Raw genomic sequence first — 15,013 nt, forward strand, 5'->3', positions numbered from 1 at the left:
TTTAGTCCAGTTCTTTTTTTATACGTCTCATACGCTTAAAACGCTCATTGTAGATAGTTTCATCCGTTATAATGATTTTACCCGGCACTTTATACGATTGGAGTTTACTTCTACAAAAAACCAACATACGTGCCTTCAGTTCCCTTAAGGTTTCAGGAGTCAGTAATTTAATCTTGGCAACAACTATTTTTCCTGTCAGCATATGATCCTGGCCAAACACAACCACATCTTCAACATTTTCCATTTCTAACAACACACTTTCAACTTCGGCTGGAAAAACTTTATAGCCACCGACATTGATAATCTCGCTGGCACGACCCAGGATGCGAATCCAGTCACCGTCTTGTTCGACCAAGTCTCCAGTATCTAAAAAGCCCTCTTCATCAAATGGGTTGGGGGCATTGAGGTAACCTAACATAGCAGAATCTGATTTGATCCATAATGTATCATTGACAATTTTCGTGGTAAATTCTTCACCGCCTACTTTTAACCAAAGTGAGTCAGATGAGCGTGATTTTGAACGAAGTATGCCTACTTCTGAAAGTCCATAGGTTTGCTGTAATATCGTACCCGGTAAAATACTTGTTAACCTTTTCAGAGTACTTTCCTGCATAGGCTCGGTACCATAAGTGATCAATTTCAATGATGACAAATCATAGTCTTGGTAAACTTTAGAGAGCATCAGCAAATTTAAGAAGGTAGGCGACGTAGGCAAAAGCTCGGCTTTAAAAGCTTCAACCGCTCGACAAACACCTGCTGAACTTCTGTCATCCGACACAATAATCATGCCATTGTTCGCTAACGAATAAAGCAATGAATTAATGCCGCCAATATGATCTAATTGTAGAAAAATAAGCATTCTAAGTGATTTTCTGGGCGTAGTAAATTTACCCATCAGTTTATTAAGATCTTGAACGATGGCTTTACTCTTGCCGGTTGAACCTGATGAAAATAACACTAAGCCAGGATGTTGCTGCTCTCTCAATTTTTGGTATATTGAATGGTCTGCTATTCTTTGTGTTTTGCTCAATACGGGTTGTCCATTTTCCAATGAGATGTCATATTCTGTACTGGCAATATCCCTAAACTCACTAAAATGATTTTTTGAATCTAATGACAAAGGAACGATAATATTGTTATTTTTTATCAATGATAAAAACAGTGCAATGGACAAGGGCGAATAATCACCATCAAAGGAGACAACGGCACCAGGAAGAATGTTTTTTTCTTTAATCCAAAGAGAAAACTTTTCAAAAGACTCCAGTAAACCTTGATATGTTGCTGAAAATTGAAACGAAACTAAAGCCTGATGCGCTGGAGTATCTCGCATTTTTTGCAAAAAAAAGTCAATCATTAGGATACGCCACCAAGATAAATAACCTGGCTGCTAATCATTTTGCTTTCTGGACGCAGGTAAAAATCTGCCAGATTAATAATATCATCTGGTGTAGCCATTTTTTGCACTGCTTGACGCTTTATCAGTTCAACAATTTTCTCTTTTGCCACACCTTTAATAAGAGCTGTATCAATGGGTGATGGACCAATAGTATTACAGGTAATACCAAAACTACCATACTCTTTGGCAATGATTCGAGTTAAGGTTTCAACTGCACTTTTACTCGCAGCATAGGTTGCTTCGCCCTCTAGTTGCAATGGCACTGCAACGGTAGACATATTGATGATTCTAGGATTGGCGGCTCTTTTCAAAAGTCCAAAGGCTTTTTGACAGAATAAAAATGTACCCTGTACATTAATATCAAATATTTTTTGATAGGATTCTATTGGTGTTAGAGCAAAGGCATTCATACTTGCCACACCGGCATTATTGATAAGTACGTCTAATAATTTCGCCTCGTTGTAAAAAGTGCTCCGATAATTTTTACCTAATCCTCGGCTAGTCCCCGTTATCAGAATGTTTCTTGATGAGCTCATATCAGCACCCTAAACTAAATCTTCGATATAAGTAGTAAGAGATGCTACATTTTTAAATGGACTGTTTGATTGTGACATTGCACGCTCATCACTCAGTGAGATGTTAACATCTTGATCCATCATAGATTCTTCAATATCAATAAGAAAAGCGACCAAGCCCATTGAATCTAAATAACCATTTTTGCCATAGAGCTCTGTCTCATTTGACACAGGAATTTTCTCACTCTCTTCTTTGGAATTATTAACCATCTCCAAAGCATCAAATATAACTTGTTGAATATCATTTTTTTTCATAAAAATTACTTCCTTTTTGATTCAAGGTAAAGCTTAATTTTTAATTGCTGAGAATCTCAACTTAAACCATCTGATTTCTTTTTTAATAGATAGTTTTAATAAACGTTTTCCTAAATCGGTGCCTAACTGATAAAATATTCCGCCTAATGTGTAATGTTCGGGTTCACCATAAGTCATTTTTTCCTGCTGATAAGCTTGTTTTCTATGCAAAGCCTGAAAAAAACCTGTCTGTTCAAGGTCGATTTGATTTTGCATTAAAAGAACCAAAATACGTGTATAGGTACGTGTCTCTTCATCCTTTAAATTATCAATTACATAGGACATATAAAAGTAACTTCTCAATAAGTCTGTGCAAAACTTGAAATAAAAACAAAAAAAGTCTTGACAGCATTTTAGAGGACAAAAATTGCATTTTCACTGCCCCATGTAATTTATCCCTATAAATGATCCTGTCGATCTGTCTCAGATCGAAATAGAATATTTTTGAATATTATCTTAACTGAGAGGGAGTTTGATCAACACAGGAACTAAAAAGAGCCTTAAAAAGCCATGATACAATTGTTTTATTGAAAACAACCTGTATTGATTATAGTGAAAAAATTACCTCCAATTCCAGAGATACCTGAAGAAGAAAAGACACCGGTAGTCCGATTACTCCTTGCTTTCATGGAGCAACAACAGGAAATCATTCAAAACCAACAGGTTGAAATCGATGCCCTTAAAACAGAAGTTGCTAAGCTTAAAAAGCTACCTCCAAAGCCTAAAATAAGAGCCAGTAAATTGCCAAAGGATGATGACAATGATAATCCGACAGGTCATTCAGGAAGCAAGAAAAACAACTCAGGAAATGGGACTAGTAAAAGTCGTAAACGAAAGAAGAAATTGGCTATTCATAAAACCACCGTTATCAAACCAGATAACCTGCCAGAACATTCACGTTTTTTAGGGTATCAGGATTATTTTGTTCAGGAGCTGCTGATTAAGCCTTTCAATACTCGTTATCGATTGGCTCGCTATAAAACACCCGATGGTGGTGATACCTGTATAGGAAAATTGAGCTTTGATACACATATAGGACATTTTGGCCATACATTACAGAGTTATATCGTTTATCAATATTATCACCAGAGAGTGACTCAGCCATTGATAATACAACAATTAACAGAATTAGGTTTTGATATTTCAACGGGTCAGATCAATGAGATTTTAATCCATGACAAAGACCATTTTCATACTGAAAAAATACATTGCTAACTGCCGGTATCAACAATAGTACTTATATCCATGTTGATGATACGGGTAGTCGTCATGATGGAAAGAATGGTTATTGTACTCACGTTGGCAATGAAACCTTTGCCTGGTTTTCAAGTGCTCGATATAAGAGCCGGATTAATTTTCTACAATTGTTACGAGGTGCTGCTGTTGATTATACGCTCAACGATGCAGCACTTGATTATATGAGAGCAGAAAAATTACCTCACAAGCCATTGAGCGTTATTGAACAAAGTCATCAGACTTGCTTTGATAATGAAGAAGCCTGGAAATACTATCTGCAGAACAATAGTATCATAACACAACGGCATGTTCGCATTGCCACAGAAGGCGCTTTACTGGGGGCATTAATTAACAGTGGCTTTCCAAGTGATTTGGTGATTGTGATGTGTCAACACTTTTCCGGACAGTTTTCTAAATATTTTTTTGGCTGTTTCAAGTGATTTTTGTCATTTTGTATTTCCTATCATTTTAGTTTCTCATGTTAACTTTAAACAGATGAAGAGAAAGGGCTTTTGCCCTCTGGAACGATAGAGCCGTTCCATTCACCCAAGGTATTTTCACAACGGTAATGATCCTGTTACAATATCTTCACGGCACAGGCTGAGGAGCCGATGGCCGTCAACGGTAATGGGCGGCATTTATGTCGCCTTTACCCCCAATTCAGTTTTCAAACTATGAAAGAAGCTCTCTGATACAGCATTGTCCCAGCAATTTCCTTTGCGGCTCATAGACTGAATTATGTTATGATCCGACAATATTTTTCTATGACTATCAGAGGCATATTGGCTACCTCGGTCAGTATGCCAAAGCAATCCATCCATTGGTTTACGCTTCCATATGGCCATCAGTAAAGCATCATTGACTAGCTTGGCTTTCATTCGCTCATCCATCGACCAGCCAACAATTTGCCTAGAGAATAAGTCAATGACAACCGCTAAATATAACCAGCCTTCCTTGGTGGCAATATAGGTAATATCACCCACATAGTAGCGATCAGGTTGAGAGACAGTAAACTCTCTTTCCAGTAAATTTGGAGATATACGCTTATTATGCTTGGAATTAGTCGTCGCTTTAAAGCGTCTCTTCGTTTTACAAAACAAACCGGCTTTTTTCATTAATCGACCAATTCTCCGGCGGCTTATATGAACGCCTTTTTCAGCCAGTTTTCTTTTTAAGACGACGGGTTCCATAAGTCTTGCGACTGTCTTCAAACAGTTTTTTAGCTGCTCAGTAAGCGCTTCATTTTCTTTCTCTCTATCCGTTTTAGGAGAGCTAACCCAATCATAATAGCAACTACGGAAACATCCATAAAACGGCACAGAATCGTTACCGGGTAATCTTTAGCCTGATCAGTTATCCATGCGTACTTCACAAAGTTTCCCTTGCAAAGTACGCTGTGGCCTTTTTAATAAATCACGCTCCTGAATCACTTTTGCCAATTCTTTTTTCAGACGTTTTACTTCATCATAAATGTGTTCATCACTTCTATTGGCTACCGTCTTCACCGGTTTGGAATATTTACTGATCCAGGTATGTAGAGTATTTACATTAACACCTAGCTCCCTGGCAGTCTGAGAAACAGGTTGATCCGTCTCATTAGCTAATTTGACAGCTGATTCTTTAAATTCTGATGTATAGCTTTTATTCGGTTTTTTTGTTTGATCATTCATTTTAGGTCACACTTTTTATCTTTTAGTTATTTTAAGTTGTGTGTCCGGTTAAGTATAGCCACATTATTGTGAGTGATGATGCAGGACAATTTGATATTTTGTTGCACGCATTATGTTGGATACATGCAGACAGAGTGTTTCAGCGGATACTACCACTCAATGAGCGACATGATAAAGAACTGAACTGGGTACATACTCAGATTTGGGAACTATTTTATGATCTCAAACAATATAAACTTGAGCCAGATGATCCGTTGAAGTCAGCGATTGCTGAACATTTTGATGAATTGTGCCGGACTAAAACAAGCTTTGAAACGTTGAATCAGGCACTGAAACGATTGGCAAGAAATAAAACAGAATTACTGCTGGTATTGGAACGGCCTGATATTCCTCTTCATAATAATTTGAGTGAAAATGATATTCGAGAATATGTTATTAAGCGTAAAATTAGTGGTAGTACACGCTCAAAGGATGGGCAACTTTGCAGAGATACCTTTGTCAGTTTAAAGAAAACTTAATGTGGCTATACTTAACCGGACACACAACTTAAAATAACTAAAAGATAAAAAGTGTGACCTAAAATGAATGATCAAACAAAAAAACCGAATAAAAGCTATACATCAGAATTTAAAGAATCAGCTGTCAAATTAGCTAATGAGACGGATCAACCCGTTTCTCAGACTGCCAGGGAGCTAGGTGTTAATGTAAATACTCTACATACCTGGATCAGTAAATATTCCAAACCGGTGAAGACGGTAGCCAATAGAAGTGATGAACACATTTATGATGAAGTAAAACGTCTGAAAAAGAATTGGCAAAAGTGATTCAGGAGCGTGATTTATTAAAAAGGCCACAGCGTACTTTGCAAGGGAAACTTTGTGAAGTACGCATGGATAACTGATCAGGCTAAAGATTACCCGGTAACGATTCTGTGCCGTTTTATGGATGTTTCCCGTAGTTGCTATTATGATTGGGTTAGCTCTCCTAAAACGGATAGAGAGAAAGAAAATGAAGCGCTTACTGAGCAGCTAAAAAACTGTTTGAAGACAGTCGCAAGACTTATGGAACCCGTCGTCTTAAAAGAAAACTGGCTGAAAAAGGCGTTCATATAAGCCGCCGGAGAATTGGTCGATTAATGAAAAAAGCCGGTTTGTTTTGTAAAACGAAGAGACGCTTTAAAGCGACGACTAATTCCAAGCATAATAAGCGTATATCTCCAAATTTACTGGAAAGAGAGTTTACTGTCTCTCAACCTGATCGCTACTATGTGGGTGATATTACCTATATTGCCACCAAGGAAGGCTGGTTATATTTAGCGGTTGTCATTGACTTATTCTCTAGGCAAATTGTTGGCTGGTCGATGGATGAGCGAATGAAAGCCAAGCTAGTCAATGATGCTTTACTGATGGCCATATGGAAGCGTAAACCAATGGATGGATTGCTTTGGCATACTGACCGAGGTAGCCAATATGCCTCTGATAGTCATAGAAAAATATTGTCGGATCATAACATAATTCAGTCTATGAGCCGCAAAGGAAATTGCTGGGACAATGCTGTATCAGAGAGCTTCTTTCATAGTTTGAAAACTGAATTGACGCACCATTGTCGATTCAAAACCAGAGTAGAAGCAAAGCAGGCAATATTTGAATATATTGAGGTATTTTATAATCGGGAGCGACTTCATTCGGCTAATGATTATTTGTCACCAGTCGATTATGAAATACAGCAGGAAATAGCTTAAATCGATTGATTGAAGAGGGTAAAAGGCGACATAAATGCCGCCCATTACCGTTGACGGCCATCGGCTCCTCAGCCTGTGCCGTGAAGATATTGTAACAGGATCATTACCGTTGTGAAAACACCTTGGGTGAATGGAACGGCTCTATCGTTCCAGAGGGCAAAGCCCTTTCTCTTCATCTGTTTAAAGTTAACATGAGAAACTAAAATGATAGGAAATACAAAATGACAAAAATCACTTGAAACAGCCAAAAAAATATTTAGAAAACTGTCCGGAAAAGTGTTGACACATCAATACGAATAGGTTCTGAATTTCTATCAATGCCATTGCTTTCTCGAATTGTGATGGGTACGTTTATCATGGTTGCTACGGAATATTTTTGACAATGGCAGGGCCAATGAGTTTGGTCAACGGCAGTGGTAATTTCTGCCAGATTTTAATGGCCATTTGGTATTTTGGGTTGTTAGGGTTCACCTCGGGTATTGACTGGCCTGCTTGTAGCAGGTAATACCAATGTAATGTTTTTTCTTGACCGCCCCATTGTTTTTTGAATCGATAGGTGCCGCTGTCTTTGCTGCAGCGGCCGAAGTCAAATACGCTACAGTTTTGTGACATGGCATATTTTAATACTTCAAAATAGAGCAACATATTGGGGCTGAGTTTATCGTATTTTCTTAGCGTGGCAGCCCAAGGAATTTCCATCCTGCCTTTGTAGTGGATAATAAAGGCAGTGCCTACCGGAGTATGGTCTTCTGCAAAGACGACTACGATTCGGGCTTGTTCAGGTAGTTCGGTAAAAATGGTGCTAAAAAAATCTTTGGCATAAACGGGTGTGCCTAATTCACGCATTTTTATTGCGAAAATTTCATAAAAAAGGTCAATACCGTCTTGTGTAAATACTTTGGCATACATGCCTGCTTTAATGGGTCTACGTATCTGGCTTCTCAGTTTGGCTTTAAATTGTTTCATTAAAGCCTCTTCATTATCGGGCAAGTCCAGATAATAGGTAACTTTTTTTGATTTCACGGGCAGATCAAATTCATTTTCTTGCATGGAACGCAATTCAATAAATTCTGCCTTGGATGCAGTGAGTGTTTTTTCTGCCGCAGACAATAAGGCTGTTTTAGCTTGTTCATTTGAATATAGCATGCCGCCATAATTCACATAGGGAAAGGAGATGATGAATTCGCCAAATAGTGCTGACTTGAATAAAACCAGTGGCAAGATAGCTTCTATTGAGTCATTATTTTCAATATAAAGATAGGTGGTTTGTTTTTTAAAATGTTTTTCAACGATGTTTTTCCAGGCGAGAGTATGATAAATCGTCCCTGCCGGGTGTTGTTCAACGTAATGATCCCATCTTGAATCTTGACCGTCTAAATGATTTACTTGCACTGTTTACACTTTCCCGTTGTCATGCCTGATGTTGAGGTTGAGGTTGAGGTTGAAATTTAGGGGTTAAAGTCTGCCGTCAACTTCGTGTTTTTTTAATAGGTGTTTAATGTCATAGAGAACATGACTCGCCTTACCTAATTGGTGTATTTTCTCTGCACCCATGGTTGCAAATTCTTCATGTGCCACCGCTAAAAGAATGGCATCATATTGCTCATTTTTGAGTTCGTTAATTAATTTAAGCTGGTACTCTTTATCCGCCTCTTGACTATCAGCCCAGGGGTCGTAAACATCTACGATGGCGCCATAAGTATGTAATTCGGCGATCATGTCGATAACACGGGTGTTTCTTAAGTCGGGGCAGTTTTCTTTAAAGGTTAAGCCCATAATGAGTATTTTTGACTCACTGATATGAATACGCTTTTTGAGCATCAAGCGGATCATGTCATTGACGATGTGGTTACCCATGCTGTCATTGATGCGGCGACTCGCACGAATGATTTCTGGATTATACCCCACTTCTTGTGCTTTATGTACTAAGTAATAGGGATCGATGCCAATACAGTGGCCACCGACTAGGCCCGGGCGAAAAGGTAAAAAGTTCCACTTGGTCCCTGCGGCTTTTAGTACGTCTTCGGTATCAATGTCCAGACGTGAAAATATGTGTGAGAGCTCATTCATTAGGGCGATATTGACATCACGCTGGGTGTTTTCAATCACCTTGGAGGCTTCGGCCACTTTGATACTACTGGCTTTATGGGTGCCGGCAATAATAATGCTTTGGTATAAGTCATCGACATAGTCTGCTACTTCGGGGGTTGAGCCTGAGGTCACTTTTAAGATATTAATGACTCGATGTTTTTTGTCTCCGGGGTTGATTCGTTCAGGACTATAACCTGCGTAGAAATCCTGGTTGAATGTGAGGCCGGATGATTGTTCTATGGCGGGGATGCACATTTCTTCGGTGGCACCCGGATAGACGGTGGATTCGTAGATGACAATATCGCCGAGTGAAATAAGCTCGCCGATCATTTCGCTGGCTTTGATCAGGGGTGAAAGGTCTGGATTTTTATGTTTATCTACCGGAGTGGGCACGGTGACGATGTATACATTGCATGATTTTAGATCATCGACATTGCTGGTATATTGTAATTGGCCGGTTTGTGTTAATTCATCTGAGGTCAGTTCTAAAGTGGTGTCTTTGCCTGATTTGAGTTCTGTTATGCGGGATGTGTTGATATCGAAACCGATAACCGGGTATTTTTTCGCGAATTCAACGGCGAGGGGTAAACCCACGTAGCCCAGGCCGATAATGGCTAGTTTTGTATTTCCCAGTGTTATCATGTGAGCCTCGTGTAATATGATATTTTAAGCAATTGTTGATTTTGTGCCCCAATCAGGTTTGGGCAGACACGTAGGGGCGAACCTATGTGTTCGCCCTGTTGTTTATGGCACCATCGTTAATTTTGTGCCTCAATCGGGTTTGGGCAGACACATAGGTCTGCCCCTACGGGGTATGGTGGTGCCGGGTTCCGTAGGTTTGGGATTTTAATCAATTTTGTAATAATCTTTATACCATGCGGCAAAATTTTTAATTCCTTCATCGACTGTTGTTGATGGTTTGTAATCAACGTCTCTGACAAGATCCGCTACATCGGCAAAGGTGTCAGGCACATCACCCGGTTGTAGGGGCAAGAGATTTTTTTCTGCGCTTTTCCCCAGATGTTTTTCTAGTGTTTCAATATAGGTCAGCAATTCTACGGGTTGTTGGTTGCCGATATTGTAAATACGCCAGGGTGCGGGGCTGGTCGCTGAATCAGGGTTTTTACCGCTCCATTCTGGATTGGGTGTGGCAACATTGTCCAGCACACGTATGATGCCCTCTACAATGTCATCAATGTAGGTAAAATCACGACGATGTTTGCTATAATTATAGACATCGATGGCTTTGTCTTCAAAAATGGCTTTGGCAAATTTTTGCAGCGCCATATCAGGGCGATCCCAAGGACCATAAACGGTAAAGAATCTTAAACCTGTCGTCGGTAGTCGATATAAATGACTATAGGTATGTGCCATTAGTTCACCAGATTTCTTTGAGGCAGCGTAAAGTGAAATCGGGTGATCGACATTGTCATGAATGGAAAAAGGCATACTTTCATTGAGGCCGTAGACTGAACTGGATGAGGCATAGACAAGGTGTTTGACTTTGTTATGACGACAGCCTTCTAAAATATGGGCGAAGCCTACTATGTTGCTATCGACGTAGGCTAGAGGATTTTCAATGGAGTAACGTACACCAGCTTGGGCGGCTAGATTCATGACTTTGTCAAATTGCTCAACTTTGAATAACTCTTCCATTGCCTGGCGATCAGCGAGATCCATTTTAATGAAACGGAAGGTGCCTTTTTTGTCGGCATCTGTAGCAGCCAAGGTATCTTCGATACGTTGAAGTCGGGCTTCTTTGAGGCGTACGTCGTAGTAGTCGTTAATAATGTCGATACCCACTACATCATCGCCACGGCTAACGAGTTCTTCGGATAGTTTTGAGCCTATAAAACCGGCAGCACCGGTGACTAATATTTTCATTAAATTACCTATTTGTCTGTATTATATTGGTATATATTTTGTGTTATGTATTCATCATCTGGTTTGGGCAGACACGTAGGTCTGCCCCTACGGTACGGGGGCTGGGCGGATTCCGTAGGGGCGAACCTATGTGTTCGCCCTGTTGTTTATGCCCTCAGCGCCAATTTTGTGCCTCAATCTGGTTTGGGCAGACACGTAGGTCTGCCCCTACGGTACGGAGGCGGGGCGGATTCCGTAGGGGCGAACCTATGTGTTCGCCCTATTGTTTATGCCCTCAGCGCCAATTTTGTGCCTCAATCTGGTTTGGGCAGACACGTAGGTCTGCCCCTACGGTACGGGGGCGGGGCGGATTCCGTAGGGGTGAACCTATGTGTTCGCCCTATTGTTTATGCCCTCAGCGCCAATTTTGTGCCTCAATCTGGTTTGGGCAGACACGTAGGTCTGCCCCTACGGTACGGAGGCGGGCGGATTCCGTAGGGGCGAACCTATGTGTTCGCCCTATTGTTTATGCCCTCAGCGCCAATTTTGTGCCTCAATCTGGTTTGGGCAGACACGTAGGTCTGCCCCTACGGTACGGGGCTGGGCGGATTCCGTAGGGGTGAACCTATGTGTTCGCCCTGTTGTTTATGCCCTCAGCGCCAATTTTGTGCCCCAATCGGGTTTGGGCAGACACATAGGTCTGCCCCTACGGTACGGAGGCGGGGCGGATTCCGTAGGGGCGAACCTATGTGTTCGCCCTGTTGTTTATGCCCTCAGCGCCAATTTTGTGCCCCAATCGGGTTTGGGCAGACACGTAGGTCTGCCCCTACGGTACGGTACGGGGCTGGGCTGGGCTGGGCTGTATATTATTTTGCTACAATTTTTGTACTGTCATTATTCAATTTGTCATCGGTCCAGGAAATGGGGTTGTTTTTTATGTAATGGAAAAATGATATAATCTTCTTCATTACGAATAATATGATCCCAATAATTTCGTTGCCAAAGTCGTTTGTTAAAACGCGGCCACCCCTGTTGCTTCACACCACGAATATATTCATTGCTGGTCATGGTTTTAAACCACTGCACTAGATACACTGCTCAACTGCTCAAAGCTGAAACTTGAAAGTAATCTTCCACGTCAACCGTCATTGCGTTTTTTATAACTTGAGTTTTGCCCATCGTCTTCTTTTGCTTGAATTATTTATCTAAAGATTTTTTAAATGCAGCAATTTCTTGTTCTACTCGGCTTTCAAAATCTTTAATCGTATCTTCGATATTAACAAAATCTGATGATAATGACTCCGGGTTTTTCTTGGTAATTTTCATTGCTGTATCAACTTTTGTGTTATTCCTAAGTTTGGAGCTGCTGTCTTATTATTTTTTCAGAGCTTTCCTGACGATGTGCTTTTTGTAATTCATTCAAATAAGCACTGATTTCTTCATGCTTTTCAGCTTTGATTGGACTGGTGATTTCTTCTGAGAGTTCATCAGCCACTGTACGAATATGTTCGGTAGTGAACAAATTGATTTCTTCTAAATAACCAAAGAGCATAATACGATCACAAAATACATTTAAACGTCTAGGCACACCTTCTGTCAGCTCATAAATTAGCTGTATTGCATCTTTATCAAAAAGCTCTCCGCCAGTCCAACCAGCTTCACCTAAGCGATAATTAATATAAAATTCAGTTTCTTCTGCTTTGAGTGGACCCAGGTGGCATGATGCAATGACTCGTTGTCTTAGCTGCTCCATGGACTTGGCTTTTAAGGTATCAATGAATTCTTTTTGACCGACTAGAAAGCTTTGAATCAACGGTTTATTATCAACCTGAAAATTTGACAACATTCGCAACTCTTCGACTGTTTTTGCTGGTAAATTCTGAACTTCATCAATAACCAATACCACACTGATGTGTCTTCACGGCACAGGCTGAGGAGCCGATGGCCGTCAACGGTAATGGGCGGCATTTATGTCGCCTTTTACCCCTCTTCAATCAATCGATTTAAGCTATTTCCTGCTGTATTTCATAATCGACTGGTGACAAATAATCATTAGCCGAATGAAGTCGCTCCCGATTATAAAATACCTCAATATATTCAAATATTGCCTGCTTTGCTTCTACTCTGGTTTTGAATCGACAATGGTGCGTCAATTCAGTTTTCAAACTATGAAAGAAGCTCTCTGATACAGCATTGTCCCAGCAATTTCCTTTGCGGCTCATAGACTGAATTATGTTATGATCCGACAATATTTTTCTATGACTATCAGAGGCATATTGGCTACCTCGGTCAGTATGCCAAAGCAATCCATCCATTGGTTTACGCTTCCATATGGCCATCAGTAAAGCATCATTGACTAGCTTGGCTTTCATTCGCTCATCCATCGACCAGCCAACAATTTGCCTAGAGAATAAGTCAATGACAACCGCTAAATATAACCAGCCTTCCTTGGTGGCAATATAGGTAATATCACCCACATAGTAGCGATCAGGTTGAGAGACAGTAAACTCTCTTTCCAGTAAATTTGGAGATATACGCTTATTATGCTTGGAATTAGTCGTCGCTTTAAAGCGTCTCTTCGTTTTACAAAACAAACCGGCTTTTTTCATTAATCGACCAATTCTCCGGCGGCTTATATGAACGCCTTTTTCAGCCAGTTTTCTTTTTAAGACGACGGGTTCCATAAGTCTTGCGACTGTCTTCAAACAGTTTTTTAGCTGCTCAGTAAGCGCTTCATTTTCTTTCTCTCTATCCGTTTTAGGAGAGCTAACCCAATCATAATAGCAACTACGGGAAACATCCATAAAACGGCACAGAATCGTTACCGGGTAATCTTTAGCCTGATCAGTTATCCATGCGTACTTCACAAAGTTTCCCTTGCAAAGTACGCTGTGGCCTTTTTAATAAATCACGCTTGAGAAACGGATTGATCCGTCTCATTAGCTAATTTGACAGCTGATTCTTTAAATTCTGATGTATAGCTTTTATTCGGTTTTTTTGTTTGATCATTCATTTTAGGTCACACTTTTTATCTTTTAGTTATTTTAAGTTGTGTGTCCGGTTAAGTATAGCCACATTAAAGCCACTATTACCAGTTACACATAAACTGATAGGATAAAATTCCTCTTCAAGCATATTGCTGTCAATTGACACTTTTTTTACAAGATGACTGCTTACTGAATAACTGCAATATTTTACTTATGATCCATAATTTCACCAATATTTAGATCAGGCTGAACTTGAGAAAAATAGACTAATTTAGAACTTGGTAGAGTTCGTTACAATAATAAGCAAACTCAAGTGTATTTTTTTGCTTATTTTGCACAGCTGGATTCTCATTAATATTTTGATTCGTAAACCCATGCCACCAATTTTTAACTAAGGTGTCATTTTCATGATTCTGTTGGTGAAGAACTTTGTGCCAGTTGAAAAACCATACTCTATCTTTAGAGTATTTATTTGATTCCTTAAATGGAGCTATAAAGTTTTGAGATTTCTCAGAGCAATTATTCTGCTGAATAATAAGGTGCGTTGTAGTTAGTAATTGTTTTATCGTTGGGTGATGGTGATTTTCATAATGGGGTAGAAATAGACAACCCCCCATCCAATCCAAAGATTTCTCCAGATTTTGTAATGCATTCCATCCTGTTCCTGTAATTGAAAGGCCGCTCTGACCTGCATTAATTATTTTAATATCCCCTTGTGTGATTGAAATTCTTAGTGGTATTGACTGACATAATGATAATGCTAATAAATTAATTGCGTTTTTGATCATTATTGCCAATAAATCTGTATCTTTAGTTTCAGAATAAAAAACATAGCCATCACCATAACGTATCCAATGAACACCTCCACCATTATATTTTTCTACTTGGGTATCTAAAGAGCTATATAGTCTTCCGAATATCTGAGAAGATGCTTCAGTGCCATATTGGTCAATGCAGTGCTCAGCATTCGTGTATCCTAAAATATCAACTATACCGATGAAGACAGATACAGTGGACCCCATTGTCAAGACAGCTTTCTCAAATATTAAGATATAATTCTGTTGGTTATTTATAGTATTAGTCTTATCCACATATCCACAGGTCTGCCAGTAGTCCAGAGACGCTTGCGATATATCTCAGGGCTACTGGCTTGGCCTGTG

General features: G+C 39.9%; 17 protein-coding genes and 1 pseudogene. 4 read left to right on the forward strand and 14 right to left on the reverse strand.

Translation table 11 applies throughout. From position 1 onward, the window contains the following. Position 1 precedes the first annotated feature (1 nt). The 4 genes from JEU79_RS21750 to JEU79_RS21765 are packed head-to-tail and all read right to left on the reverse strand — an operon-like array spanning position 2 to position 2,550. The gene (locus JEU79_RS21750) at positions 2–1,354 is read right to left on the reverse strand and encodes an ANL family adenylate-forming protein (protein ID WP_198265740.1); all 1,353 of its coding nucleotides are present in this window, start codon (positions 1,352–1,354) and stop codon (positions 2–4) included. Next, complete coding sequence (locus tag JEU79_RS21755) at positions 1,354–1,932, reverse strand: SDR family NAD(P)-dependent oxidoreductase (RefSeq protein ID WP_198265741.1); 579 nt, start codon at positions 1,930–1,932, stop codon at positions 1,354–1,356. Before JEU79_RS21755 ends, JEU79_RS21750 begins: the two co-directional genes overlap by 1 nt. 9 nt (positions 1,933–1,941) lie before the next feature. Then, positions 1,942–2,226 (reverse strand): hypothetical protein, encoded by a 285-nt coding sequence (locus JEU79_RS21760; RefSeq protein WP_198265742.1) that lies wholly within the window; start codon positions 2,224–2,226, stop codon positions 1,942–1,944. Positions 2,227–2,259: 33 nt separating this feature from the next. Then, positions 2,260–2,550: a hypothetical protein gene (locus JEU79_RS21765; protein WP_198265743.1), complete on the reverse strand. Its 291-nt coding sequence runs from the start codon at positions 2,548–2,550 to the stop codon at positions 2,260–2,262. Positions 2,551–2,817: 267 nt separating this feature from the next. Between JEU79_RS21765 and JEU79_RS21770 the strand changes: the two genes are divergently transcribed. Together JEU79_RS21770 and JEU79_RS21775 are read left to right on the forward strand one after the other, a co-directional pair. Continuing rightward, on the forward strand, positions 2,818–3,480 hold the full coding sequence (locus tag JEU79_RS21770; protein ID WP_198265744.1) for a hypothetical protein: 663 nt from the start codon (positions 2,818–2,820) through the stop codon (positions 3,478–3,480). Next, positions 3,474–3,941, forward strand: a complete 468-nt coding sequence (locus tag JEU79_RS21775) for a hypothetical protein (RefSeq protein ID WP_198265745.1) — start codon at positions 3,474–3,476, stop codon at positions 3,939–3,941. The genes JEU79_RS21770 and JEU79_RS21775 overlap by 7 nt, the downstream gene beginning before the upstream one ends. 198 nt (positions 3,942–4,139) lie before the next feature. Here JEU79_RS21775 and JEU79_RS21780 read toward each other — a convergent pair whose 3' ends face one another. Both JEU79_RS21780 and JEU79_RS21785 read right to left on the reverse strand, forming a co-directional pair. Continuing rightward, positions 4,140–4,820 carry an IS3 family transposase gene (locus JEU79_RS21780; protein ID WP_198265746.1) on the reverse strand — a complete coding sequence of 227 codons (681 nt, stop codon included), beginning with the start codon at positions 4,818–4,820 and terminating at the stop codon, positions 4,140–4,142. A 30-nt stretch (positions 4,821–4,850) separates the two neighbouring features. Then, complete coding sequence (locus tag JEU79_RS21785; RefSeq protein ID WP_198263033.1) at positions 4,851–5,171, reverse strand: transposase; 321 nt, start codon at positions 5,169–5,171, stop codon at positions 4,851–4,853. A 68-nt stretch (positions 5,172–5,239) separates the two neighbouring features. On the opposite strand from JEU79_RS21785, the gene JEU79_RS21790 reads away from it, so the two are divergent. Continuing rightward, complete coding sequence (locus tag JEU79_RS21790) at positions 5,240–5,689, forward strand: IS66 family transposase (protein WP_214660650.1); 450 nt, start codon at positions 5,240–5,242, stop codon at positions 5,687–5,689. A 63-nt stretch (positions 5,690–5,752) separates the two neighbouring features. Next, positions 5,753–6,912: pseudogene (locus tag JEU79_RS29005) on the forward strand (IS3 family transposase). A 363-nt stretch (positions 6,913–7,275) separates the two neighbouring features. Here JEU79_RS29005 and JEU79_RS21810 read toward each other — a convergent pair. The 8 genes from JEU79_RS21810 to JEU79_RS21840 form a co-directional block, all read right to left on the reverse strand. Further along, entirely contained in the window at positions 7,276–8,304 is a 1,029-nt protein-coding gene (locus tag JEU79_RS21810) for a FemAB family XrtA/PEP-CTERM system-associated protein (protein ID WP_198265748.1), read from the reverse strand. A 63-nt stretch (positions 8,305–8,367) separates the two neighbouring features. After that, the gene (tviB, locus tag JEU79_RS21815) at positions 8,368–9,645 is read right to left on the reverse strand and encodes a Vi polysaccharide biosynthesis UDP-N-acetylglucosamine C-6 dehydrogenase TviB (RefSeq protein ID WP_198265749.1); all 1,278 of its coding nucleotides are present in this window, start codon (positions 9,643–9,645) and stop codon (positions 8,368–8,370) included. A gap of 204 nt (positions 9,646–9,849) precedes the next feature. Further along, entirely contained in the window at positions 9,850–10,887 is a 1,038-nt protein-coding gene (locus tag JEU79_RS21820; RefSeq protein ID WP_198265750.1) for an NAD-dependent epimerase, read from the reverse strand. Positions 10,888–11,772: 885 nt separating this feature from the next. Further along, positions 11,773–11,961, reverse strand: coding sequence for a transposase (locus JEU79_RS21825; RefSeq protein WP_198265751.1), 189 nt, complete (start codon positions 11,959–11,961; stop codon positions 11,773–11,775). A 102-nt stretch (positions 11,962–12,063) separates the two neighbouring features. Beyond that, a complete protein-coding gene (locus tag JEU79_RS27815) occupies positions 12,064–12,192 on the reverse strand; it encodes a hypothetical protein (RefSeq protein WP_281401018.1) in 129 nt (42 codons plus the stop codon). 25 nt (positions 12,193–12,217) lie between these two features. Then, on the reverse strand, positions 12,218–12,772 hold the full coding sequence (locus JEU79_RS21830; RefSeq protein WP_198265752.1) for an AAA family ATPase: 555 nt from the start codon (positions 12,770–12,772) through the stop codon (positions 12,218–12,220). 97 nt (positions 12,773–12,869) lie between these two features. After that, the gene (locus JEU79_RS21835) at positions 12,870–13,733 is read right to left on the reverse strand and encodes an IS3 family transposase (RefSeq protein WP_198263029.1); all 864 of its coding nucleotides are present in this window, start codon (positions 13,731–13,733) and stop codon (positions 12,870–12,872) included. A gap of 386 nt (positions 13,734–14,119) precedes the next feature. Continuing rightward, positions 14,120–14,944 (reverse strand): hypothetical protein, encoded by an 825-nt coding sequence (locus tag JEU79_RS21840; RefSeq protein ID WP_198265753.1) that lies wholly within the window; start codon positions 14,942–14,944, stop codon positions 14,120–14,122. Between the last annotated feature and the right edge of the window lie 69 nt (positions 14,945–15,013).

This window comes from sulfur-oxidizing endosymbiont of Gigantopelta aegis, assembly GCF_016097415.1.
GTDB lineage: Bacteria > Pseudomonadota > Gammaproteobacteria > GRL18 > GRL18 > GRL18.

Bases quoted from the DNA above. Each gene is read 5' to 3' on its own strand.
- JEU79_RS21750 (WP_198265740.1), bottom strand. From the start codon at position 1,354: ATGATTGACTTTTTTTTGCAAAAAATGCGAGATACTCCAGCGCATCAG.
- JEU79_RS21755 (WP_198265741.1), bottom strand. From the start codon at position 1,932: ATGAGCTCATCAAGAAACATTCTGATAACGGGGACTAGCCGAGGATTA.
- JEU79_RS21760 (WP_198265742.1), bottom strand. From the start codon at position 2,226: ATGAAAAAAAATGATATTCAACAAGTTATATTTGATGCTTTGGAGATG.
- JEU79_RS21765 (WP_198265743.1), bottom strand. From the start codon at position 2,550: ATGTCCTATGTAATTGATAATTTAAAGGATGAAGAGACACGTACCTAT.
- JEU79_RS21785 (WP_198263033.1), bottom strand. From the start codon at position 5,171: ATGAATGATCAAACAAAAAAACCGAATAAAAGCTATACATCAGAATTT.
- tviB (WP_198265749.1), bottom strand. From the start codon at position 9,645: ATGATAACACTGGGAAATACAAAACTAGCCATTATCGGCCTGGGCTAC.
- JEU79_RS21820 (WP_198265750.1), bottom strand. From the start codon at position 10,887: ATGAAAATATTAGTCACCGGTGCTGCCGGTTTTATAGGCTCAAAACTA.
- JEU79_RS27815 (WP_281401018.1), bottom strand. From the start codon at position 12,192: ATGAAAATTACCAAGAAAAACCCGGAGTCATTATCATCAGATTTTGTT.